This window comes from Streptomyces panaciradicis (assembly GCF_023516615.1).
Taxonomy (GTDB): domain Bacteria; phylum Actinomycetota; class Actinomycetes; order Streptomycetales; family Streptomycetaceae; genus Streptomyces; species Streptomyces panaciradicis.
The window spans coordinates 1-21,369 of record NZ_JAMGBF010000058.1; the positions used below are offsets into that span (position 1 = coordinate 1).

Here is a 21,369-nt window from a genome sequence, read left to right on the forward strand (position 1 = left end):
TCCTCCACCAGCGGGGTCATCACCAACTCCACCGGTGAGAGCGCCCACGGCGGTTCGTACTACGCCTGGCTGGACGGCTACGGCTCCACGCACACCGACACCCTGTCGCAGTCGGTGACCATCCCGAGCGGCTGCAAGGCGACGCTCACCTTCTACCTGCACATCGACACCGCGGAGACCACCAGCAGCACCGCGTACGACAAGCTGACGGTCACCGCCGGTTCGACCACCCTGGCGACGTACTCGAACCTCAACGCCGCCTCCGGCTACGCGCAGAAGTCCTTCAACCTGAGCTCGTTCGCGGGCTCGACCGTCACCCTGAAGTTCAGCGGTGTCGAGGACTCCTCGCTGCAGACCAGCTTCGTCGTGGACGACACCGCCCTGACGACCGGCTGATCCCCTCGCACCAAAAGGGCCTCACCCCCGTGGGTGAGGCCCTTTTGCCATGAGACCCTTCCCCGTCAGCTGAACGGGTCGAGCGTCAGATACGCCTGCTGCGGGCTGCCGTCCTGGACGAGCGACTCGTGGTTGCCGACGTCGTCGAAGGCGAACGCGTAGGCCTTGCCGTCGGCCATCTGCGCGTGGATGGCGCGCGCGTACTGGTTGGTCACCGCGTCCTGGTAGAAGTTCGCCGAGGAGCTGTCCGGCTGGCTGGGGTTGGTCAGGAGCGTGGAGCGGTTGAAGCCCGCGCACAGGGTGCGCGAAATGGGTCCGCGCACCTGGTCGTTGGGGGCGTCGAGCAGTTTGTGGCAGCCGAAGACGCTGTCCGCGTCCGGCTTCTGGAAGCTGGTGACGACCGCGCCGGAGCCGTTGGTGAAGTTCATGACGCCGCCCGAGACCTTGCCGTAGTACTTGGTGTTCGGCTGGTCGGTGAAGGGGGTGACGGTCAGGGTCGACGAGGCGTACTTCTGCCAGACGCGGTTGATGTAGTCGTCCATGACGGACGCCGGCAGGGCTCCGGACTCCAGCCCGTGGCCCGGGGACAGGGCGCGCAGCACCGTGCCGTCGGAGCGGGTCTGGATGAGTCCCGCCCAGCCGCCGGACCTGCCGCGCAGGTCGTTCAGCACGCCGTTGTACCCGCCCGACCTGAGGTGACCGGTGGAGGCCGTGCTGCCGTCGGCCCGCTGCACGCCCACCGCGTAGGGCGCGGAGAACATGTCGACCTGCGTGCTGTTGATCCACAGCCCGGAGTCGTTGAGGGTGTACTCGGACCAGTTGAAGAGGATGTCGTGGTTGGGGTCGCTCGGGTTCTGCACCGCGGGCTGCACCAGTCCGCCGGTGGTCAGCTTGAACACGAGTTTCTGGCCGTAGGAGAAGTAGATCCGGCCGGAGAACTTGGGGATCCGGATCGTCTTCGACTGGCCGGCGGCGGGCCCCGGGATCGACGCGTCCGGCGCGGGGGTCGGCGGGTTGCCGCCGGCGGGCCACGCGTGGAAGGCGCCGCTCGCGTCCGCCCAGCCCTGCTGGCCCGTGGAGAGCAGGGTGCCGATCGTGTAGACGTAGACCGCGTCGCCGCGGCCCGAGTTGTTGGTCACCTTCAGCGGGATCGTCGCGGGGACGGCCGCCTCGGCCGTCGAGGGCGACTGGACGGCGATCGCCGCGGCGATCAGTGCGGCTGCGGCTGTGGGGGCCGACAGCCGTCGAAGGAGCTTGTGACGCACGCTCCACCTCCGTGTGTGGGGTCACTCGAGGGGTTGGTCCGTACCTGTTTCTGAGAGCGCTCTCAAAGTGACATCCAGGTTGCGTGCATGTCAACAAATTCGCCGTGCGGGAAATGACCGGGCGCCCGCCGGACGAACCGGCGGGCGCCCGGGGCGACGTGTCAGAAGGTGCGTCCCAGGAGGTCGAGCAGCGCGGCCCAGTGCCGCTCCGCGCCCTCCTTGTCGTAGGCGGCCGTGTCCGCCTGCGTGTACCCGTGGTGCGCGCCCGGATAGACCTCGCACCGGTGGCGCACGCCCGCCGCCGTCAGCGCCTCCTCCAGCCGCTGCTGCTGCTCGGGCGACATGGAGGGGTCCTCGTCGGCGTGGCCGAAGTACACCTCGGCGGTGACGTCCGGGATCACCGTGTGCGGGCTGTCCGGCGCGTCCGTGGCGAGGTGACCGCCGTGGAAACCGGCCATCGCCGCGACCCGGTCCGGGTAGGTGCCGGCCGTGTACAGGGCCAGGCGTGCGCCCATGCAGTAGCCGGTCACGGCGACCTTGCCCGCGGCCACCAGCGGGGAGTCCGCCAGCCACCGCAGATACGCGCCGGCGTCCCGCTTGGCGAGGTCCGGGGTGTGGGACATCATGACCGGCGCGACCTGCTCCCAGATCTGCGGCCGGGCCGCGGGGTCGATGAACTCCGGCAGGTCGAACACCGGTGAACGGCCGTGCCGGTAGAAGACGTTGGGCACCAGCACCGTGTAGCCGGCCTCGGCCAGCCGGCGGGCCATCGACTCCAGGTGCGGGCGCAGGCCGAAGGCGTCCATGTAGAGCAGGACGCCGGGGTGCGGCAGGCTGTCGTCGGGATGCGCCACAAAGGCGTCCGCGACGCCGTCCTCGGTGGTGATGTCGACGGCTGTTCCCTGTACGGAGGTCATGGGGGGTGCCTCTCTGCGTGCTCGGCGACGGCCAACTGTCCGGCCCCACGGGCCGGGCCCGGCCATCGTTGCACGCACCACCGACCTGGCCGACAGGGCCCCCGGCCGAAGCGGGGCGGCCTATTCGAACCGTGTGACGTCGCCGGCGCCCCGCCGGATGATCTCGGCCTCGCCGCCGGAGAAGTCGATGACGGTGGTCGGTTCGGTGCCGCACTCCCCGGAGTCCACCACCCCGTCGAGCACATGGTCGAGCCGGTCCTTGATCTCCCAGCCCTGCGTCATCGGCTCCTCCTCGTCGGGCAGGAGGAGCGTGCTGGACAGCAGGGGCTCGCCGAGCTCGGCCAGCAGGGCCTGGGTGACGACATGGTCGGGGATGCGGACGCCGACCGTCTTCTTCTTCGGGTGCTGCAGCATGCGCGGCACCTCCCGGGTCGCCGGCAGGATGAAGGTGTAACTCCCGGGCGTCGACGCCTTGATGGCGCGGAACACGTCGTTGTCGATCCGCACGAACTGGCCGAGCTGCGCGAAGTCCTGGCACACCAGGGTGAAATGGTGCCGGTCGTCCAGGTGGCGGATGGTGCGGATCCGCTCGATCCCGTCACGGCTGCCGAGCCGGCAGCCGAGCGCGTAGCAGGAGTCGGTCGGATACGCGATGAGCGCACCCGACCGGATGCTCTCCGCGACCTGTGAGATGGTGCGCGGCTGGGGGTTGTCGGGGTGCACGTCGTAGTACTTCGCCATCCGCTGAGCTTATGCCGTGCGCACCTTGGCGACGAACGCGGCGAGGTTCGCCACGGTGCGACGGATCTTCTCCTCCAGCGTGATCGTCTCGTGCATCCGCGCGCCGGCGCCCGCGTCCTTCCGGCCGCGCACGTACAGCGAGCAGGCGAGGTCGTCGCAGAGGTAGGCGCCGACCGAGTTGCCCTGCTGCCCGGCCTTGCCCGCCTTCGGCGCCACCATCAGCGACACGCCGCCGGAATGGACGGTCAGGCATATCGAGCACATGCTGCGCCGCGTCTGCCACGAGCCGGCGGAGGAGGTGCGCAGCACGACGGCCACGGGGCGCGCGTCCAGTGCGGCGGCCAGGTAGGCGCGGTCGGGCGCCTGGGGGTCGCGCCAGCCGAGGTAGTCCAGGTCCTCCCAGGGGCGGTCGGCCAGGTCGCGCGGTACGTGCAGCCGCTTCGCCTCGCCCTTGGTGCAGTTCACGAAGGCGGCGCGGATCTCTTGCTCGGTCAGCGGTTCCATAAGGCCACGCTAATTTGCCTAAAGGTTTTAGGCAAACGCATAATCGATGCAGGCGAGGGAAGAGGGCTGATCATGGGACGTGCGGGGCTGACCACGGAACGCGTGGTCCGGGCGGGAGCGGAGCTCGCCGACGAGGTCGGGTTCGAGCAGGTGACCGTCTCGGAGGTGGCCCGGCGCTTCGACGTGAAGGTCGCGAGCCTGTACTCGCACGTGAGGAACTCCCAGGACCTCAAGACCCGCATCGCCCTGTTCGCCCTGGAGGAACTCGCCGACCGGGCGGCCGACGCGGTGGCCGGCCGGGCGGGCAAGGACGCCCTGGTGGCCTTCGCGAACGCCTACCGCGACTACGGCCGCGAACACCCCGGGCGCGCGACCGCGGCCCGGTTCCCCCTCGATTCGGAGACGGCCGCCGCGAGCGCGGGCGTCCGTCACGCCCGCATGACACGGGCGATCCTGCGGGGCTACGACCTCGCTGAACCGGAACAGACGCACGCCGTACGGCTTTTGGGCAGCGTCTTCCACGGTTATTCGAGTCTGGAGACCGCCGGCGGCTTCAGCCACAGCGCCCCCGGCTCCGAGGAGTCCTGGACGCGCGTCCTGGACGCCCTGGACGTTCTGCTGCGCAACTGGCCCGCCACCCCCACCCCTTGATCGACAGGCTGAGGACATGGACACCGAGCACGACTGGATCACCACGCCCGTCACCGCGGAACTGCTGCGCGGCGCGATCGACGTGGAGCACACCGAGCGCGGTCTGCTGCCGCACCGGCTGCCCGCCTGGGCGCGGGCCCAGTACGACGACGGGCAGCTGGCGATGGCGGAGTCCCAGCCGTCCGGCGTCCGGCTGGTCTTCCGCACCCGGGCCACCGCCGTCGAACTCGACGCCCTGCCCCTCAAACGCGCCTACACCGGCGCGCCGGCCCGCCCCGACGGCCTGTACGACCTCCTCGTCGACGGCCGCCCGGCCGGTCAGGCATCCGTGGCGGGCGGTGACACCGTCACCATCGACATGAGCACGGGCGGCACCGAACTGCGATCCGGCGAGCCCGGCACCCTCCGCTTCACGGACCTGCCCGACCGCCTCAAGGACATCGAGATCTGGCTCCCGCACAACGAGACCACCAGGCTCGTGGCCCTGCGCACGAACGCCCCCGTCGAACCCGCGCCGGACCACGGCCGCAAGGTCTGGCTCCACCACGGCAGTTCGATCAGCCACGGCTCCGACGCCGCGAGCCCCACCACCACCTGGCCCGCCCTCGCCGCCTCGCTCGCCGGTGTGGAACTGATCAACCTGGGCCTGGCCGGCAGCGCCCTCCTCGACCCTTTCACCGCCCGCACCCTGCGCGACACGCCCGCGGACCTGATCAGCGTCAAACTCGGCATCAACGTGGTCAACGCCGACGTGATGCGGCTGCGCGCCTTCACCCCGGCGGTCCACGGCTTCCTCGACACCATCCGCGAGGGCCACCCCACCACGCCCCTGCTGGTCGTCTCGCCCATCCTGTGCCCCATCCACGAGGACACACCGGGCCCCACCGCCTGGGACATGAGCGCGCTGAGCGCCGGCCGCCTCCGCTTCCAGGCGGCGGGGGACCCGGCGGAGCGGGACAGCGGGAAGCTGACGCTGACCGTCATCCGTGAGGAACTGGCCCGGATCGTCGAGCAGCGCGCCGCCGACGACCCGCACCTCTTCCACCTCGACGGCCGCAGCCTGTACGGCGAGGCCGACCACGCCGAACTGCCCCTGCCCGACGACCTCCACCCGGACGCGGCCGCCCATCGGCGCATCGGCGAACGCTTCGCCGACCTGGTCTTCGCCGAGGACGGCGCCTTCGGCAAGAGCGGGACCTGAATCCCGGCGCGGCGGGACGGCACGCATACGGCGCTCGGGCACCCGTGGGGTAACGTCCCCGCGACATGCCGAGGCCGACGCGATGCACGAGGAGAAGGGCGACATGACTGGCCCGACGGACGACGCCCGTCCCGCGCGGACGACGGGCGCCGCCGACGCCTCCTGGGCGCGGGAACTGCTCGAACTGCTGCGGCCCGGCGGGCGCGACGACGTGCACCGGGTCGTCGCCTGGCTCGCCCGAACCGTGCGGGGGGCCGCCTGTCTGCACGACGGCGACGGCACCCTCCTCGCCGGAACACCGGTCCCGCTCGACCCTGATCTGGTCACCGACATCACCGCGGGCCGCATCGCCTCCGCCGCCTGGGGCGACCCCGGCCGCCACCTGCGTCTGGTCGGCGTCGAGCTGCCCCACCCCGGCACCGCCGGCGTCCTGGCGGTGTCGCGCACGACCCCCTTCGACCGGCGGGCCTCGGACGTCGTCACCCACACCGCGCAGGTCCTCGCACTCCTGCTCCGGGCGCGCGAGACGACGCGGGCGGCCCGGCGGCTCCGGCGGGCCACCTCCGACCTGCGTCTGGCGATCCTGCAACTGCTGATGGTGGAGGACACCGTCTCCGCGCGCCGCGTGGCCGCCGGTCTGTGGCCCGGCCTGCTCGACACGGACACCGCGTGCGTGTACGTCCTGGAGGGCGATGTGGGGGAGCGCGACCACATCGCCGAGGAGTGTCTCGACGCCACCCGGGAGCGGGCGCTGGTGGTGCGCTGCCCCGCGATGGACGCCCACGTGATCGTCCTGGCCCCGCACGACGCCGCCGCCGACGCCCTGCGCTCCCTCACGGCGCGAAAGCCCGGCCTGCTCCTGGGCGGCAGCGCACCGCACAGCCTCGCCCGCACCGCCACCGCGTACGGACAGGCCGTCAGCGCACTCGCCGTGGCCCGCTTCCGCCCCGACAGGCAGGCCGTCTACGCCGAACGCACCCACCCCGAACGCCTGATGGACCCCTCCGTGCTGCGTGCGTGGACCGCCTCGCTGCTGGGACCGCTCGACACCCTGGCCCACCACACCCGTGCCGAGCTGCTGGCCACCTCCCGGCTCGGCCTGGAGTTCACGGCCGTGAGCGCCGCCAAGGTCCTCGGCGTCAGCCGCAACACCGTCCGCGCCCGCATGGAGCGCGTCGAGGCGCTGCTGGACGCGGACTTCTCCGACCTCACCGCCCGCGCCGTCGTCCACCTCGCGCTCAACACCCAGGTCGGCCTGGCCGACGACGACCGCCGGCCCGACCGTGCCGAGGCCGACCGGGCCCGGCTCGGCGACCTGCTGGCCGGCGCGGCACTGCGTACCTGGGCCCACGACCTGCTCACCCGCCTGGAGGCGGACGCCCGCGACCTGCGGCGCACCCTGCGCACCTGGATCGCCGCCGGGGCCAATGCCGAGCGGGCGGCCCAGTGCCTTGGCATGCACGCGCAGACCGTCCGCGACCACGTGCGCAGCGCGGAATGCGTCCTCGAACGCCAGCTCCTGAGCGGCGGCAGCGACCTCTACGAGGTCGTCCTCGCCCACCTCGCGCTCGGCGACCTGGACGAGCCGCCCCTCCACGGTACGAAGCGGGGCCATTCGGGCTCACCTGTGCACGGGTGAGTCTCGCGGTGCTCACAGCGGGCACGGATGCGGTACCGGACGGATCCGCAGGTCACGTAAGTTCGGTAGACAGCAGGGCGCGACCGGGACGGGGGACTGGTCGCGCCCTTCGTGCGTTTCCGGGCCGGTGCGGGCGTGCCTCTCCAGCGCCGTGCACTGCCCTTGTGGCGCGTGATTCGATCGTGGCTGCGCATGAATCAGTTGTGGACCCTTGCTCTGGCCACTCTTTCCGTCGTACGGTCCGGTTGTTCGACTGTTCGCGCCGCCCCACGCCCCGAGGTGAACCATGGACCGCTCCCGCCTGCAGGACCTGCTGGCCCGCGAGACGGCGGAGGCCGTGCGCCGCTGCCCGCGTTCGAAGGACGCCTACGGGCGCGCCGACCACCTCTTCGGACGGGTGCCGATGACGTGGATGAACAAGACCGCCGGCTCCTTCCCGCGCTATCTGGCGGCCGCCCGGGGCGCCCGGGTCACTGACATCGACGGGCACGAGTACATCGACTTCTGCCTCGGCGACACGGGCGCGATGACCGGGCACTCGCCGGCGGCCGTGGCCGACGCCGTCCAGCACCGGTTCACCGATCTCGGCGGCGCCACCGCGATGCTGCCGACGGAGGACGCCGAGTGGGTCGGCGCGGAGCTGACCCGCCGCTTCGGACTGGCCCGCTGGAGCTTCTCGCTGACGGCGACCGACGCCAACCGATGGGCGATCCGGCTCGCCCGCGCCGTCACCGGACGCCCCAAGATCCTCTTCAACAGCTACAGCTACCACGGCAGCGTCGACGAGTCCCTCATCGTGGTCGGCCCCGACGGCCGGGGAGAGGCTCGCCCCGGCAACGTCGGCGCCCCGTGCGACGTCACGCTCACCAGCCGCGTCGCCGAGTTCAACGACCTGGAGCAGCTGGAGCGCGAACTCGCCCACGGCGACGTGGCCGCCGTCCTCATGGAACCGGCCCTGACCAACATCGGCATCGTGCTGCCCGAGCCCGGATACCTCGAAGGCGTCCGCGAGCTGACCCGCCGTCACGGCACGCTGCTGATCAACGACGAGACGCACACCTTCTCCGCCGGCCCCGGCGGCTGCACCGCGGCCTGGGGCCTGGACCCGGATCTGCTGACCATCGGCAAGGCGATCGGCGGCGGCATCCCGGCCGGCGCCTATGGGCTGTCCGCCGAACTCGCCGACCGGCTGCTGGGCCGCACCGACCTCGACCTGATCGACATGGGCGGCGTCGGCGGCACCCTCGCCGGCAACGCCCTGTCGGTGGCCGCGATGCGCGCCACCCTCGAACACGTCCTGACCGACGACGCGTTCGCCCACATGTCGAAGCTCTCCGAGCGTTTCGAGGCGGGCGTCCGCGCGGGCATCGACGCCCACGGCCTGCCCTGGACGGTCAGCCGCCTCGGCGCCCGCACCGAGTACCGCTTCGCCTCCCCGGCGCCGCGCACCGGCACCGAGTCCGCGGCCGCCGCCGACGCCCTCCTGGAGGACTTCCTCCATCTCTACCTGGCCAACCGGGGCATCCTCCTGACCCCGTTCCACAACATGGCCCTCATGTGCCCCGACACCACCGAGCAGGACGTCGACACCCACACCGAGCACTTCGCCGCCGCCCTGGACGAGCTGGTGTCCTGAGCCCGCTCGCACGGGCCGACCGGAGCCACTAGCCGCCGCGGATAGGGTCGGACGAGCCGACCGGACGAGGGAGAACGAGGAACGTGGACGAGATCGACCGGGCCATCCTGCGCGAACTGCAGACCGACGGCCGTATCGCCTACGCCGATCTCGGCCCCAAGGTCGGCCTGTCCGCGTCGGCGGCCCGCCAGCGCCTGCAGCGGCTGCTGGACACCAAGACCGTCCAAGTCGTAGGCGTCACCGACCCGATGGCCATGGGCGGGCAGGCCATGGCCCTGCTCGGCATCGCCGTCGACGGCGACCCGCGCGCGGTCGCCGACGAACTCGCCCGGCGCGAGGAGGTCGTCTACGCGGTGCTGACCTCCGGCGGCTTCGACCTGTTCGCCGAGGTGGTCGCCCCAGGCCCGCGCGAACTCCTGGACTTCGTCAACGACGTCGTACGGCCCGTCGAGGGCATCCGGCAGATCCAGTCGTTCCCGTACTTCGGCATCCACACGCACCGATTCCTCTGGGACGTCGGCTGATTGCCCGGCGCGGGACGGGTACCCGGACCTCTCCGGAACGACAACCGCTGGGGGAGGGCCTTGACGACCAGCAGTACGGAGACCGGCGGCGTGACCGGTACGCCGGACAAGGACTACAACCTCATCTGGTACGTCGAGGCGTGCCTGAGCAACGCCCTGCGCCTGGAGGGCTGCATCCAGTACGCCGAGCGCGAGAAGGACAGCGAGGTGGCCGACCTGTTCCGCAAGGCGCAGGCGGACAGCCGCAAGGGCGCCGAACTCGGCAAGAACCTGCTGCGCGCACGTCTCGACGGCGGCTGATCGACGCCGCCCGCACCGGGCCCGGACGCCGTGCACGCCACGGCGCCGGGCCTTCGACGTGTCCGGTGTGCGGCAGGGGAGCCGGCCGGCGCGGGTGTGGCCGATCCCACGCGTCCGGGCGGCCGTGAGGCATGTCGTCGCGCGGGGCCGCACGTTACCGTCTTCGCACAGCTCCCTCGCAGTACGGACGGCCGGCAGTGCTCACTGACCTCTCCCCGCTCATCGCCGCGACCGCGGAATGGCTCACGCGCGCCTACCCGGCGAGCGGCGGCGCGCTCGCCTCCGCGCTCTGCGAGGTACAGGCACGGCAGGCGGTGACGGTCGCCGCGTGGCTGCGCTACCCGACCCCGACGGACGCCGCGCTCATCGGCATCGTCGGGCCCGGCGGGTCCGGCCGGCTCGACTGGATCACGGGCGCCGACGCCGGCGCGCACTCCGGCGACGACGCGCACGCCTGGCGCACCTGGGTCGACGAGGTCGTGGCGAGCTGGGCGGCCGCCCTGCTGACGGACCCGGAGCTGGCCCGCCTCGCGGTGACCGCGCTCGCCGAGGGCGGCCACGACACCGAGGCACCGGTCCGCTTCCGCCGCCTCCTCGCGCCCGACGCCACCGACCGGCGTGCCGCGGCCCTCCTGCGCCACCCCGATCTGCTGGCTCCCGTCGCCTCCCTCCACGAGGACCAGCTCATGGACCTGCTCAAGCCCGGGCGGACTCTCATCGCCTGACGGGGCGTAAACGCACGCCCGTGGGGGCCCGCCGTGCATACGGCGGGCCCCCACGGGCGTGACGCGGCGCGGCGTGCGTCAGTGGTCGAGCTTGCCGCGGCCGCTGAGCGCGTCGCGCATCCGGTCGACCATGCCCGCCCCCGGCGCCAGAAGCTTGTTCGCCGGAGGGGTGTCCGGTGCGGAGGGGTGGGGCCGGGTCGGCGCCATCTTCTTGGCCTGACGGATCTTGTCGCCGAGCTTGTCCAGCGCCTCCGGAGGACACGCGGCACGCAGCTTCGGGAACAGGTTCTGCTCCTCGTCGGCGATGTGCGAACGGACCTCCGTCATCAGCTTCCCGATGAGCCGGTCGAACTCACCTTGGTCCGCCTCGCAGCTCTCCAGGTCCTTCATGAGCTGCTCGGCCTCGGAGTGGTCCTCGATCTCCTTGTCCGCGATGGCGTCCCCGCCCGCGACGTGCTCGCGCACGGCCGGGTAGAGGTACTCCTCCTCGGCGACCGAGTGCCGAATGAGCTCCATCGTGGCCTGATCGGCGTACACCTTGCGGTCCTTGTGTCCCGTCGGCAGGGCCTCGATCCGGCCGAAGATCTCCTCGACCTCGCGATGGTCGGTCATCAGCTCGTCGATGACGTTTCCGCCGTGTCCCATGCTCTTCACCTCCAGCCAGGAAGTGGCGGCTCCCGGTCCGGATCCGCCACGGCCGTCGAGTGCCCTGGCGTCCGGCGAGCTAACGCACCGCTTCCGAAGCGGTGCTCTTGGTGTGGTGTGCCTCCTCCTTGGAACCCGGATCCACGACATCGACGCGGAGGGCGAAGGGGAGGCCGACGTGGGGCACGCTGTGGACGAGGCGGTCGGACGAGTGGCGGGCGAGGTGGCCGTACGGGCGGACCGGCTGTGGGAGACGGCGCGGACGCTGCACGGCGATCCCGAGTACGCGTTCGCGCAACACCGGGCGGCCGAGCTGCTGAGCGGCGAACTCGAACGGGAGGGGTTCACCGTCGAGCGCGACCTGGCCGGTCTGCCCACCGCGTTCGCCGCCCGGTCGGGAACGCCCCGGCGCCCCGCCGTCGCCCTGCTGCTCGAGTACGACGCCCTGCCCGGGCTCGGGCACGCCTGCGGCCACAACCTCATCGCAGCGGCCGGTCTCGGAGCCGCCCTCGCGGCCAGGGCCGTGCTGGGCGACGGGGACGGCACCGTGTGGGCCGTGGGGACGCCCGCCGAGGAGGGCGGGGGCGGCAAGGTCATCGAGACGGACGCGGGCGTCTTCGACGACCTCGACGCCGCGCTGATGTTCCATCCGGGGGTCCACGACTGGCGGTGGGCGCCGCTGACCGCCCAGGCGCAGTACCGCGTCGGCTTCCACGGGCGCGCCGCGCACCCCACCGGCAACCCGACCGAGGGCATCGACGCCCTCGCCGCGCTCATCCAGCTGTTCAACACCCTCGCGGTCGTCGAGCGGCGGCTGCCGCAGGGCTCGCACGTCCAGGGCATCATCACCGACGGCGGCCGGGCGACGAACATCGTTCCCGAGTACGCCGAAGGGCTCTTCGGGCTGCGCGCCGCGACGACCGCCGGTCTGGAGGACCTCGCGGGCGAGCTGCTGACCTGCGCGCACGGGGTGGCCCGGGCGACCGACACGACCGTCACGGTGGAACGCGCCACGCCCCGCTACGAGCACTTCCGCGACAGCGGCGTCCTCTCCGGGCGGTTCGCCCACCACCTGTCCCGCGCGGGCATCGACCTCACGCCTCCGCAGCCCGGCGTGTTCCTGGGCTCCTCCGACATCGGCAACGTCAGCGGCCGCGTCCCCGCGATCCACCCCTTCGTCGCCGTCATGGGCGAGGACGGCTCCGACCACACCTCCGAGTTCGCGGCCGCGGCGGCGTCCGACCGCGGCCGCCGCGTGATGCTGGCGGCCACGGAAGCCCTCGCCTGCACGGCGGTGGAACTCCTGCTCTCCCCGGATCTGCGCGACCGAGCCTGGTCCGAACACGAACGCCACACCGTCGCGCCGGTGGGGTGACCGGCGCAAAGGGCACGAGCGGTGCCGGGTCACCGTGACCGGTGCGTCGCGGGTGCCCTTTGCTGAGGGGAGCGGGTCCGAAGCGCGGGCGTTGCCGGGGTACGCCTGCGTTGTGCGGCCGGGCAGCGTGTTGAGGCGAGTGTGGGGCTATCGCACGCGTGCGCTCCGCGGCCGGCGTGCCGTCGCCGGCCCCGCCGGGAGGCCATCGCCCACGCGTCGTCGGCCCGGCGGGGTTGCCGTCGCCGCCGCGCGATGAGGCTGCTGTCGGGCACGGCGGTGCGGCCTCGGCATCGCTCACGCGCCGGGCGCGGCGGCAGTTGCCGTTGCCGCCCCGCGATGACGCTGCCGTCGGCCACGGCGGTGTGGCCTCACCCGCCCGTCCCCGCGTGGGTGACCCCGACCGGGTTGCCGTGGGGGAGGAGGCCGGACGTGGCGACCGTGGTGGCCAGCGGGTCGAGCAGGTCGGCCAGGCGGGCGGTGCCGTCCTGGCCCAGGGCCTTCCACGGCGCCTCTGCCACCGCGTCCGTCTGCGCCTCGATCGCCGCGCGCCCGGTGACACCCGCCGGGGTCAGGGTCCCGGCCTCGTCGAGCCAGCCACGCTCCCGCAGCTGCGCCTCGGCCGCCCCCCAGTCAGCCGAGTCCCACTTGCGGCCCTCCCGCAGCAGCGCCGCGTCGGACTCCCCGGCGGCCGCCTTGAGCACCATCGCCTCCACGGGGGCGACGCCGTGGCCGACCAGGGTGGCGACATGGCCGTCGCCCCGGTGCTCCCGCAGCGTGGTCAGGGCCTGCCAGAGCCTGGTGTGAGGTTGCCGGGGCCGGTCGAGGGCCTGGTTGGCGGCGGCCAGCGGCCGGCCTGCCGTGTCCGCGGCCTCGGCCGCCCGCCACGCCAGGTCCGCCGCCTCCGTCATCCACGCCGAGGAGACGACGTCGGTGCCGAGCAGACGCGTCATGGCCGTATCCATCACCTGTTCCCGTGCGTCGAGGACGTCGCCCGGAGCGGCGTACCGCCAGGCGTCCGGCAGGGCCCGCGCCACCCGGTCGGGGTGGAAGACGTAGAAGCACGCGGTGACGACCGGGGCGGACACCGGCCCCAGGGGTGCCGCGCGCAGCGCGAAGTACCCCATCCAGAACCCGCGCATCCCGAGTCCGTCCGCGGCCTGGCGGGCCTCGGGCGCGAAGTACACGAGGTCGTGGACCGGTTCGAACCGCTCCCACATGGCCCGTGCCGCCTGCGTCACCATGCCGGTACCTCCCGCTCGCCCGCTTGTCCGCTCAGGAGGCAGCATCTGTCATGACAGCCGTCATAACAAGCGGTTCCTGGAATCGGGATAGCCTCGTGGCGGAAACGCCCGGCCTGTATTCTTGATCCACTTCGCGGTGCAGGCCATTCACCCGCTCGACGACGACTGTCCGATCCAGCCGTGACGGGAATCGACATTGAACGCGACCCGAACGACGAGTGCGGCGGAGCCGGACGGCTCCGGCAGAACACCCCTGTCGGCGCGCGCCATGGCCCGGTTCGCCCTGCTCTGCGTGGGCGGCGCCCTCGCGGCCGTGCTGGCCGGAGCCGGCCAGTGGCTGATCCTCCTGCTGGGCCTGGCCGGGCTGGGCCTGGCCGGCGCGGGCCTGTGGTGGGCCCTGGCGCACCGCGGACTGGCCCGCTTCTTCGGCGCCCTGCTGGCGATCGGTGCGCCGATCGGCGTCCTCGTGCTGTACGCGGTCTCGGGCCTGTGGGTGGTGGCCGTGGCCGCCGTCGCGGCATGGACCACCGCGGTGGCCTGCGCCAGAAGCGCCCTGCGGCGGCTGCGCTCACCGCACGGCATGCGCCACCGCTCGGCCCGGCCCTTCCGGCGCGCCGTGTTCATCATGAACCCGCGTTCGGGCGGCGGAAAGGTCGGTCAGTTCGGCCTGGTGGAACGGGCCGAGGCGCTGGGCGCCCGGGTGATCCTCCTCGACCTCGACACCGCGCCCGACCCCGCGGCGCTGGCCCGTGAGGCGGTCGCCGAGGGCGCCGACCTGCTCGGCGCGGCGGGCGGCGACGGCACCCAGGCCCTGGTGGCGAGCGTGGCCGCGGAACACGGGCTGCCGTTCGTGGTCGTGGCCGCCGGGACCCGCAACCACTTCGCCATGGACCTCGGCCTGGACCGCGACGATCCGTCGAAGAGCCTGGACGCCCTGACCGACGGGGTGGAGCTCCGCGTCGACCTGGGGGAGGTGGGCGGCCTGCCGTTCGTCAACACGGCCTCGTTCGGGACGTACGCGCAGATCGTGCAGAGCCCGGAGTACCGGGACGCCAAGGCGGCCACGGCGCTCGAGCAGCTGCCGGACCTGCTGACCGGCGACGCGGCGGCCCCGCTGACGGCCCGGACGGACGACGAGGTCGTGGAGGCCCCGCAGGCCGTGCTCGTCAGCAACAACCCCTACGCCCGCGCCGATCCGCTCGCTGTCGGCCGCAGGCCGCGGCTCGACACCGGCAGCCTCGGAGTGATCGCGGTGCGGGTGGAGAGCGCGGCACGCGCCGCCGAACTCGCCCTGCGCGGTGAGCGGGCCAGCGGCATCACCTCGCTGACGTCCCGCCGGGTCGTGATCGAGTCCGACGACGAACTCATCCCGGTGGCCGTGGACGGAGAGGCGCTCACCCTGCCCTCACCGGTGGTGTGCCGGGTGCGGCCGGGCGCTCTGCGGGTACGTGTGCCCAGGCACCGCCCCGGTGCCCCGTACATCGCACCGTCCGTCGACTGGCGACGGGTGGTGCGCCTCGCCTTCGACCGAACCCCCGACCCACGCGAAAAGGAACCAGGAGCACAGCGATGACCGACTGCCCGCCGCGCGAACAACGAGTGCCGCGAGGCCTGTTGCACGATCTCGCCGCCCTCGACCAGGCGCTCTACGAGGCCGTGACGGTCACCAGCACGCCCACGCTGGACGTCGCCCTGCGGCGGCTGTCCGCGGCGGCCGACCACTCCAAGATCTCGTTCGCGGTCGCCGGAGCCCTGGCCCTGTGGCCGGGCAGCTCGCGCCGCGCCGCGGCCCTCGGGGTCGCGGCGATCGGTCTCGCCTCGGCGACGGCCAACCTGCTCGGCAAGCGCCTGGTACGGCGTCCGCGGCCGCACCGCGCAGAGGACTCGCCGTTCCCCGGACGGCACGTGCCCATGCCGGAATCCGCCTCCTTCCCCTCCGGTCACACGGCCTCGGCGGTCGCCTTCGCCGCCACCGTCGGCACCGCGTTCCCGGCCGCGACCGTGCCCCTCGGGCTGCTGGCCTGCGCCGTGGGCTACTCGCGCGTGCACACCGGAGTGCACTACCCGGGCGACGTCATCGCCGGCGCCGTGCTCGGAACCGGTGCCGCCTCCGCGGTCCTGACGGCCGCCCGCTGGGACGGGCTCAGCACCATCCGGCCGTCCGCGCTCGCGCCGTTCAAGGCATCCCGGAAATAACCCAGGGGCAAGTTCTGGTCAAAGGTTTAACCGTCACTCACCACTCGCCGACGTGGCAGTCCTGCGGTATCGCCGTACCCGCGCGGACCGCAGGCCCTGTCGGGGCCTTCGCGCCATGGCCGTATCTCGCCCCTGCGGACGCTCCGCTTCCGAGTTCCGGGAGATCTTGAAGATTCCGTGTGGGAATCCTGTCTAGGATCTGGAGCCGGTACGGAGAGGATGCACGTGTGAGTGAACAGGCGGGTCCCGGCTGCCCCGAGTGCGGCGAACCCCGGGCGGCGGACGGCACTCCGACCTGCTCCTGCACGCTCCGCGCCGCCGACGTCCGCAGCGAGACGCGCACGGTCGAGGCGGCGGCCGCGGAGGACTTCGACCCGGTGCGCATACGGCCGTACGTCGAGATCGACGTCGTGGCCGGACCGGCCGACGGGTCCGGACCCGACCGAACCGCTCAGCACCCCGGCCTTCCGGGAGAGTTCGACGACCTGCTCACGGCAGGTGACGAGCCGACGGAGCCGCTCCCGCCGTCGTCGGGCGACGCGTCCCCGGCCCGCCGCCGGCGATCCCGGGCGCTGCTGGTCACGGGCGTGGGCGCCGCGGCGGCCGTCCTGGTGACGGGCGGAGTCGTCGGAGGCATCTTCTGGTACGACAGCCCCGCACGGAAGGACTCCGTGGCGGACGGCGTCCGGGCGGGCCTGCCGGACCAGCGGCCTTCCGCGAGCGGTCCGGCTTCCGGGCAGCCGTCGGCCACGGCCTCCTCGGCGCGGCCGTCCACGACACCGAGCTCATCGCCCAGCGCCACCGCGAGCGACGGCCCGGCCACCCCCACCCGTTCGGGCACCCCGAGCGGAACACCCACGGCCACCGCCACCGCCACCGGCGCCCCCGCGCCGACCGAGTCCGGCGGCCGCCCACCCGTCCTCCGCCTCGGCGACAAGGGCCCGGAAGTCGTGGAACTCCAACTGCGGCTGCGGCAGGTCGGCTACTACGACGGCCCCGCCGACGGCACGTTCGACAGCGACGTGGAGAACGCGGTCCGCGGCTACCAGTTCACCCGCGTCATCCTCCAGGACGAGCCCGGCGTCTACGGCACGGCGACCCGGGCCTCACTCGAGTCGGAGACCAAGGAGCCGTGACGGCGGCCCCGGCCGGCGACGGCGCCCGCCCCTCGGCTCCGTCGCCGGGGGTGTCGTCCCCGGCTCCGGCCCGGCGCCGCTTCGTACACTGACGCCGTGTCCGGGCGGCAGGAGGTGCTGGTGGGCGGAGCCGGTGGCGAGAGGCGTCCGGCGGGGCTGTTCGTCGGTCTGTGCACGCTGGACGTCATCCAGCTCGTCGATCACGCGCCGGGTCCCAACGAGAAAGTGACGGCCCGTCAACAGCAGGTCGCGGCCGGCGGTCCGGCCACGAACGCGGCCGTGACCTTCCATCATCTCGGCGGCTCCGCCACGCTGTTGACCGCCGTCGGAGCCCATCCGCTCGGGGCCGGTGTCGCGACGGACCTGCGCCGGCTCGGCGTGACCGTGTCCGACCTGGCGGCCGACTCGCCCGAACCGCCCGCGGTGTCGTCCGTCCTGGTGACCGCGTCGACCGGGGACCGGGCGGTCGCCTCCACCAACGCCGCCGGCCACCGTCTCGTGCCACCCCACGACCTCGACGTGCTGCTGGCCGGCTGTGATCTCGTGGAGTTCGACGGTCACCACATGGAACTGGCCGTGGCCACCGCCCGCCGTGCCCGGGAGACCGGCCGCACCACCCTCTTCGACGGCGGCAGTTGGAAGGAGGGCACGCCGGCCCTGCTGTCGTCGATCGACGTGGCCGTCTGCTCGCGCGACTTCAAGCCGCCAGGGGCCGGCACACCGGCGGACACCCTGCGGTTCCTGCGGGAGCGCGGCGTCGCCTGGGCGGCGGTCAGCGGGGGAGCGGAACCCCTCGTGTGGGAAGGCCCCGACGGCGGGGGCACGGTGGACGTGCCGCAGGTCCGTGTCGTGGACACCCTGGGCGCGGGCGACGTCCTGCACGGCGCCCTCGCCCATCAGCTCGCGCTGCGGGGCCCGATCACGGCGGAGGGGTTCGTCGAGGCGCTGCGTGCCGCGGCCGCCACGGCCACCCGGGCCTGCGCGTCCTTCGGCACGCGGGCGTGGCTGCGGGACGGCTGAACGCCGGGCGGCCCGCGGCGGCGAGAGGGGTCTCTGCCCCGCCAGGGCGTACGTGACGTGCGGTGCCCGGCCACCGAGGGTCAGATGGATGGCATGCGAAGATCCATATCCGCTCAGCACGGCCGCGCACGCCGGCGCCTCGTCGCCTCCCTGACCGGCCTCCTCGCCCTCTCGTCCGCCCTGACGGCCACCCCGGCCTCCGCCGAGTCCATACCCGAGCGCGGCACCGCCTACATGGGCATGGGCATCATGGCCCACGACGGAATCGCCGTCGGCCCCGACGGCTCGCCCCCCACGACGCGCGCCGTCCACACCGAGGGCGTCGACGTCTCCAGCCATCAGCGCGAGGTCGCCTGGTCCACCTTGTGGAGCAACGGCGTCACATGGGCCTACACCAAGGCCACGGAAGGCACGTCCTACCGGAACCCCTACTTCGACCAGCAGTACGGCGGTGCCCACGACACCGGCATGATCCGCGGCGCCTACCACTTCGCCACCCCCGACTCCGGCAGTGGCACCGCACAGGCCGACTACTTCGTCGACCACGGCGGCGGCTGGTCCGGCGACGGACGCACCCTGCCCGGAGCCCTCGACATCGAGTGGAACCCCTACGGCGACTCCTGCTACGGCAAGTCGAAGAGCGGCATGGTCTCGTGGATCCGGGACTTCCTGAACCGCTACCGCTCCCGCACGGGCCGCGACGCCGTCGTCTACACCTCCACCTCGTGGTGGTCCAGCTGCACCGGCGACTACACCGGCTTCGGCTCCAACCCCCTGTGGGTGGCCCGGTACGCCTCGACCGTCGGGGAGCTGCCGGCGGGCTGGTCGTCGTACACGATGTGGCAGTACACCTCGTCGGGGCAGACGGTCGGCGACCACGACAAGTTCAACGGCTCCGCCGACAAGCTGCGGCAGTTCGCCGACGACTGAGCGGCGTCGTGCCGCGGGGGTGCCGGGCGGCGGAGCCAGGGTGCCGGTCATGCGCGTGCCCGCACCGGATCCGCCCCCGTCACCCCCTCGCCCGCGCAGGGCCCGTGAACTCGGGCCGGGCGTGGGCGACTTGCCCGCCGGGCCGCACATTGCGCTCACGGACGTGCCCGGCGTCCGTGTCGGTCACACGACGCTGCAGCGGCCGCCGCGGGTGCACAGCGGCGTGACCGCGATCGTGCCCGCGGCGGCGCCGCTCGATCTGTTGCGCCGATGACCGCCGCGGACCAGGCAGTTACGCTCGCGGCCGTTCGAAGGTGAGGAGCAGGCCCTCGACGGCCCCGGGGCCGATGCGGCCCTTGACGTCGGCGGAGGTGATGGCCTTCAGCTGCCAGCCGTCCTCCGCCTGCTTGTTGAGCGTCTTCTCCAGCTTGTCGCTGTCCAGCGCGTCGCCGATGAGCGACTCCCGGAAGGTGACGACCTTGTACTCGTACGCCTGACTCATGGCTGCGTCCTTCTGTCTCTCCGGAACCGCGGATCGGTCGCGGTGACGGGGCCAAGCCAATCACGGTGGGACGCGGGCCTGCGCCGGGGGTGCCGGCCATGACGAGGCGATGCGGGGGCAGTCGTACGCACATGAAGGCGACGACGACAAGGCGGGTCCTGTCCCTGGCCCTCACACTGACCGTGCTCCCGGTCGCCGCGGCGTGCGGCGGCCACGGAGACGCCGCCTCCCCGGCTCTCGCCACGGGCGTACCGGGCGGCCGTCTCGTGGTGACCACCGACAACGGGCTACGGCTGCGCCCCACCGACGGCCACCGGGTCACCGTCGACGACCGCGTCCACGCCGAGTGGTCCCACCGGGGCCGCACCTGGACCCTGGACCTGTCGTGCCGCGACGGCAAGGGGACCGACGGCTCGTGTCCGCGCATGCCCGCCGTGCGGGTGCCGGACGGCCTGAGCGTCACCGTCAGCGCCCGCAACGCGGGCATCGACGCCGCGGGCGTCGCCGCCGCACTGGACCTGGCGACCGTCAACGGCGACATGACGGTGACCCGTTCAGGACGCGCGGACGCGCCCGTGCGGCTGGCCACCCGCAACGGCTCCGTGCGCGTGACGGGCCTCGACGCCGCACGCGTACGGGCGGCGACCACCAACGGGGACGTGGTCCTCGCCTGCGCCACGGCACCGTCGAGCGTGACGGCGACGACCACCAACGGCTCGGTCGACGTCACCGTCCCCCACGACGCCCCCGCCTACCGGGTCACGGCGGACACCGACAACGGCCGTGCCACCACGAACGTCCCGGCGAGCAAGGGGAGTGGGGGCCCCGACATGACACTGACCACCGTCAACGGCGACGTCGAGGCCCGCCTCGGCTGAACCGGCGCGGCGTGGGCGTCAACTGCCGTCCTGTCGAGGCCACTTGGTGTCTAGACGGCCCGGGCGATCAGCAGTGCGACGTCGTCGTGGTCGTCGGGGTGGCGCAGACCGTAGAGCAGGAGGTCGCAGGTCTCCTCCAGGGGGCGCTGGGGCTCGTCGAGGAAGCCCAGCAGGACGTCGAGCCGGTCGTCGATGGGGTGCTGCCGGGTCTCGACGAGTCCGTCGGTGTAGAGCACCAGCAGGTCACCGGGGTCGAGCCGGACGGTGGAGGCCTCGAAGGCCACGCCGCCGACGCCGAGCGGCGCGCCGGAGGGCAGGTCGAGCAGCTCCGGGGCGCGGCCGGGGTGGCCGATCGCGGGCGGCATGTGCCCGGCGTTGGCGAGGTGGCACAGCCTCGTGCGGGGGTCGTAGACGGCGTAGAGGCAGGTGACGATGTAGTGCTCCAGATCGCAGGTGATCTTGTCGAGGTGCTGGAGCACGTCGGCGGGGGCGAGATCGAGGTCGGCGTAGGCGCAGGTGGCGGTGCGCAGCCGGCCCATGGTGGCGGCCGCGTCGATGCCGTTGCCCATGACGTCCCCGACGACCAGGGCGGTCTTGTCGTCGCTCAGCGGAATGACGTCGTACCAGTCGCCGCCGACCTCACTGGTGGCCTGGGCGGGCTGGTAGCGGGAGGCGAGCTCCAGGCCCGAGTGCTCCGGCGGATGGTCGGGCAGGAGACTGCGCTGCAGGGTGAGGGCGGTGTTGCGCACGCTCTGGAACCAGCGGGCGTTGTCGATGGCCACGGCCGCGCGTCCGGCCAGTTCGGTGGCGAGGACGACGTCGTCCTCGTCGAAGGGGATCGGATTGCTGGTGCGCTTGAGGTCGAGGGCGCCGATCACCTCGCCGTGCGCGATCAGCGGCACCGCGAGGTACGAGTGGACTCCGGCGCGGGCCAGCAGCGACCCGGC

At 72.8% G+C, this 21,369-nt stretch carries 22 protein-coding genes and 2 pseudogenes; 16 read left to right on the forward strand and 8 right to left on the reverse strand.

Features of this window, described 5'->3' with window-relative positions; all coding sequences use genetic code 11:
* Positions 1-396 (forward strand): annotated as a pseudogene (locus M8J74_RS20435) (hypothetical protein); the annotation flags it as partial.
* A 65-nt stretch (positions 397-461) separates the two neighbouring features.
* Here the strand turns inward: M8J74_RS20435 and M8J74_RS20440 are convergent.
* The 4 genes from M8J74_RS20440 to M8J74_RS20455 all read right to left on the reverse strand — a co-directional run bounded on the left by M8J74_RS20440 (position 462) and on the right by M8J74_RS20455 (position 3,823).
* Entirely contained in the window at positions 462-1,661 is a 1,200-nt protein-coding gene (locus M8J74_RS20440; protein ID WP_249837809.1) for a glycoside hydrolase family 64 protein, read from the reverse strand.
* Between the two features lie 161 nt (positions 1,662-1,822).
* Positions 1,823-2,578 carry a dienelactone hydrolase family protein gene (locus M8J74_RS20445; protein ID WP_249837810.1) on the reverse strand — a complete coding sequence of 252 codons (756 nt, stop codon included), beginning with the start codon at positions 2,576-2,578 and terminating at the stop codon, positions 1,823-1,825.
* A 120-nt stretch (positions 2,579-2,698) separates the two neighbouring features.
* Positions 2,699-3,319 carry an L-threonylcarbamoyladenylate synthase gene (locus M8J74_RS20450; protein ID WP_249837811.1) on the reverse strand — a complete coding sequence of 207 codons (621 nt, stop codon included), beginning with the start codon at positions 3,317-3,319 and terminating at the stop codon, positions 2,699-2,701.
* A 9-nt stretch (positions 3,320-3,328) separates the two neighbouring features.
* On the reverse strand, positions 3,329-3,823 hold the full coding sequence (locus M8J74_RS20455) for an FBP domain-containing protein (protein WP_249837812.1): 495 nt from the start codon (positions 3,821-3,823) through the stop codon (positions 3,329-3,331).
* A gap of 72 nt (positions 3,824-3,895) precedes the next feature.
* On the opposite strand from M8J74_RS20455, the gene M8J74_RS20460 reads away from it, so the two are divergent.
* The 7 genes from M8J74_RS20460 to M8J74_RS20490 all read left to right on the forward strand — a co-directional run bounded on the left by M8J74_RS20460 (position 3,896) and on the right by M8J74_RS20490 (position 10,499).
* Positions 3,896-4,474 (forward strand): TetR/AcrR family transcriptional regulator, encoded by a 579-nt coding sequence (locus M8J74_RS20460; RefSeq protein ID WP_249837813.1) that lies wholly within the window; start codon positions 3,896-3,898, stop codon positions 4,472-4,474.
* 16 nt (positions 4,475-4,490) lie between these two features.
* Entirely contained in the window at positions 4,491-5,675 is a 1,185-nt protein-coding gene (locus tag M8J74_RS20465) for a GDSL-type esterase/lipase family protein (RefSeq protein WP_249837814.1), read from the forward strand.
* A 103-nt stretch (positions 5,676-5,778) separates the two neighbouring features.
* Positions 5,779-7,314, forward strand: coding sequence for a PucR family transcriptional regulator (locus M8J74_RS20470; RefSeq protein WP_249837815.1), 1,536 nt, complete (start codon positions 5,779-5,781; stop codon positions 7,312-7,314).
* A gap of 286 nt (positions 7,315-7,600) precedes the next feature.
* Complete coding sequence (locus M8J74_RS20475) at positions 7,601-8,950, forward strand: transaminase (RefSeq protein WP_249837816.1); 1,350 nt, start codon at positions 7,601-7,603, stop codon at positions 8,948-8,950.
* Positions 8,951-9,033: 83 nt separating this feature from the next.
* Positions 9,034-9,474 carry an Lrp/AsnC family transcriptional regulator gene (locus tag M8J74_RS20480; protein ID WP_249837817.1) on the forward strand — a complete coding sequence of 147 codons (441 nt, stop codon included), beginning with the start codon at positions 9,034-9,036 and terminating at the stop codon, positions 9,472-9,474.
* A 60-nt stretch (positions 9,475-9,534) separates the two neighbouring features.
* Entirely contained in the window at positions 9,535-9,774 is a 240-nt protein-coding gene (locus M8J74_RS20485) for a hypothetical protein (protein ID WP_249837818.1), read from the forward strand.
* A 197-nt stretch (positions 9,775-9,971) separates the two neighbouring features.
* Positions 9,972-10,499: a hypothetical protein gene (locus tag M8J74_RS20490; protein ID WP_249837819.1), complete on the forward strand. Its 528-nt coding sequence runs from the start codon at positions 9,972-9,974 to the stop codon at positions 10,497-10,499.
* A 78-nt stretch (positions 10,500-10,577) separates the two neighbouring features.
* Here M8J74_RS20490 and M8J74_RS20495 read toward each other — a convergent pair whose 3' ends face one another.
* Positions 10,578-11,144 carry a hemerythrin domain-containing protein gene (locus M8J74_RS20495; protein ID WP_249837820.1) on the reverse strand — a complete coding sequence of 189 codons (567 nt, stop codon included), beginning with the start codon at positions 11,142-11,144 and terminating at the stop codon, positions 10,578-10,580.
* A 178-nt stretch (positions 11,145-11,322) separates the two neighbouring features.
* Here M8J74_RS20495 and M8J74_RS20500 point away from each other — a divergent pair, with 178 nt between their 5' ends.
* The gene (locus tag M8J74_RS20500) at positions 11,323-12,519 is read left to right on the forward strand and encodes an amidohydrolase (RefSeq protein ID WP_249837821.1); all 1,197 of its coding nucleotides are present in this window, start codon (positions 11,323-11,325) and stop codon (positions 12,517-12,519) included.
* A gap of 368 nt (positions 12,520-12,887) precedes the next feature.
* On the opposite strand, the gene M8J74_RS20505 is transcribed toward M8J74_RS20500, so the two are convergent.
* Positions 12,888-13,760 carry an SCO6745 family protein gene (locus M8J74_RS20505; RefSeq protein ID WP_249837822.1) on the reverse strand — a complete coding sequence of 291 codons (873 nt, stop codon included), beginning with the start codon at positions 13,758-13,760 and terminating at the stop codon, positions 12,888-12,890.
* A gap of 196 nt (positions 13,761-13,956) precedes the next feature.
* Between M8J74_RS20505 and M8J74_RS20510 the strand changes: the two genes are divergently transcribed.
* The 6 genes and pseudogenes from M8J74_RS20510 to M8J74_RS20535 all read left to right on the forward strand — a co-directional run.
* Positions 13,957-15,333, forward strand: a complete 1,377-nt coding sequence (locus tag M8J74_RS20510) for a diacylglycerol/lipid kinase family protein (RefSeq protein ID WP_372500219.1) — start codon at positions 13,957-13,959, stop codon at positions 15,331-15,333.
* A complete protein-coding gene (locus M8J74_RS20515) occupies positions 15,330-15,956 on the forward strand; it encodes a phosphatase PAP2 family protein (protein ID WP_249837823.1) in 627 nt (208 codons plus the stop codon). The genes M8J74_RS20510 and M8J74_RS20515 overlap by 4 nt, the downstream gene beginning before the upstream one ends.
* 227 nt (positions 15,957-16,183) lie before the next feature.
* Complete coding sequence (locus M8J74_RS20520) at positions 16,184-17,092, forward strand: peptidoglycan-binding domain-containing protein (protein WP_249837824.1); 909 nt, start codon at positions 16,184-16,186, stop codon at positions 17,090-17,092.
* A gap of 96 nt (positions 17,093-17,188) precedes the next feature.
* The gene (locus tag M8J74_RS20525) at positions 17,189-18,112 is read left to right on the forward strand and encodes a PfkB family carbohydrate kinase (protein ID WP_249837825.1); all 924 of its coding nucleotides are present in this window, start codon (positions 17,189-17,191) and stop codon (positions 18,110-18,112) included.
* A 93-nt stretch (positions 18,113-18,205) separates the two neighbouring features.
* Positions 18,206-19,042: a lysozyme gene (locus tag M8J74_RS20530; protein WP_249837826.1), complete on the forward strand. Its 837-nt coding sequence runs from the start codon at positions 18,206-18,208 to the stop codon at positions 19,040-19,042.
* A gap of 49 nt (positions 19,043-19,091) precedes the next feature.
* Positions 19,092-19,283: pseudogene (locus M8J74_RS20535) on the forward strand (P1 family peptidase); the annotation flags it as partial.
* Positions 19,284-19,334: 51 nt separating this feature from the next.
* Here the strand turns inward: M8J74_RS20535 and M8J74_RS20540 are convergent.
* Positions 19,335-19,544, reverse strand: a complete 210-nt coding sequence (locus tag M8J74_RS20540) for a DUF4177 domain-containing protein (protein WP_200699863.1) — start codon at positions 19,542-19,544, stop codon at positions 19,335-19,337.
* A gap of 131 nt (positions 19,545-19,675) precedes the next feature.
* On the opposite strand from M8J74_RS20540, the gene M8J74_RS20545 reads away from it, so the two are divergent.
* The gene (locus M8J74_RS20545; RefSeq protein ID WP_249837827.1) at positions 19,676-20,422 is read left to right on the forward strand and encodes a DUF4097 family beta strand repeat-containing protein; all 747 of its coding nucleotides are present in this window, start codon (positions 19,676-19,678) and stop codon (positions 20,420-20,422) included.
* A gap of 50 nt (positions 20,423-20,472) precedes the next feature.
* Here M8J74_RS20545 and M8J74_RS20550 read toward each other — a convergent pair.
* The coding region (locus M8J74_RS20550; protein WP_249837828.1) for a PP2C family protein-serine/threonine phosphatase at positions 20,473-21,369 on the reverse strand (897 nt) is incomplete at its 5' end.

Coding starts and splice junctions, on each gene's coding strand:
- M8J74_RS20460 (WP_249837813.1), top strand. CDS start 3,896: ATGGGACGTGCGGGGCTGACCACGGAACGCGTGGTCCGGGCGGGAGCG.
- M8J74_RS20495 (WP_249837820.1), bottom strand. CDS start 11,144: ATGGGACACGGCGGAAACGTCATCGACGAGCTGATGACCGACCATCGC.
- M8J74_RS20455 (WP_249837812.1), bottom strand. CDS start 3,823: ATGGAACCGCTGACCGAGCAAGAGATCCGCGCCGCCTTCGTGAACTGC.
- M8J74_RS20465 (WP_249837814.1), top strand. CDS start 4,491: ATGGACACCGAGCACGACTGGATCACCACGCCCGTCACCGCGGAACTG.
- M8J74_RS20515 (WP_249837823.1), top strand. CDS start 15,330: ATGACCGACTGCCCGCCGCGCGAACAACGAGTGCCGCGAGGCCTGTTG.
- M8J74_RS20540 (WP_200699863.1), bottom strand. CDS start 19,544: ATGAGTCAGGCGTACGAGTACAAGGTCGTCACCTTCCGGGAGTCGCTC.
- M8J74_RS20530 (WP_249837826.1), top strand. CDS start 18,206: ATGCGAAGATCCATATCCGCTCAGCACGGCCGCGCACGCCGGCGCCTC.
- M8J74_RS20445 (WP_249837810.1), bottom strand. CDS start 2,578: ATGACCTCCGTACAGGGAACAGCCGTCGACATCACCACCGAGGACGGC.
- M8J74_RS20470 (WP_249837815.1), top strand. CDS start 5,779: ATGACTGGCCCGACGGACGACGCCCGTCCCGCGCGGACGACGGGCGCC.
- M8J74_RS20450 (WP_249837811.1), bottom strand. CDS start 3,319: ATGGCGAAGTACTACGACGTGCACCCCGACAACCCCCAGCCGCGCACC.
- M8J74_RS20475 (WP_249837816.1), top strand. CDS start 7,601: ATGGACCGCTCCCGCCTGCAGGACCTGCTGGCCCGCGAGACGGCGGAG.
- M8J74_RS20505 (WP_249837822.1), bottom strand. CDS start 13,760: ATGGTGACGCAGGCGGCACGGGCCATGTGGGAGCGGTTCGAACCGGTC.
- M8J74_RS20545 (WP_249837827.1), top strand. CDS start 19,676: ATGAAGGCGACGACGACAAGGCGGGTCCTGTCCCTGGCCCTCACACTG.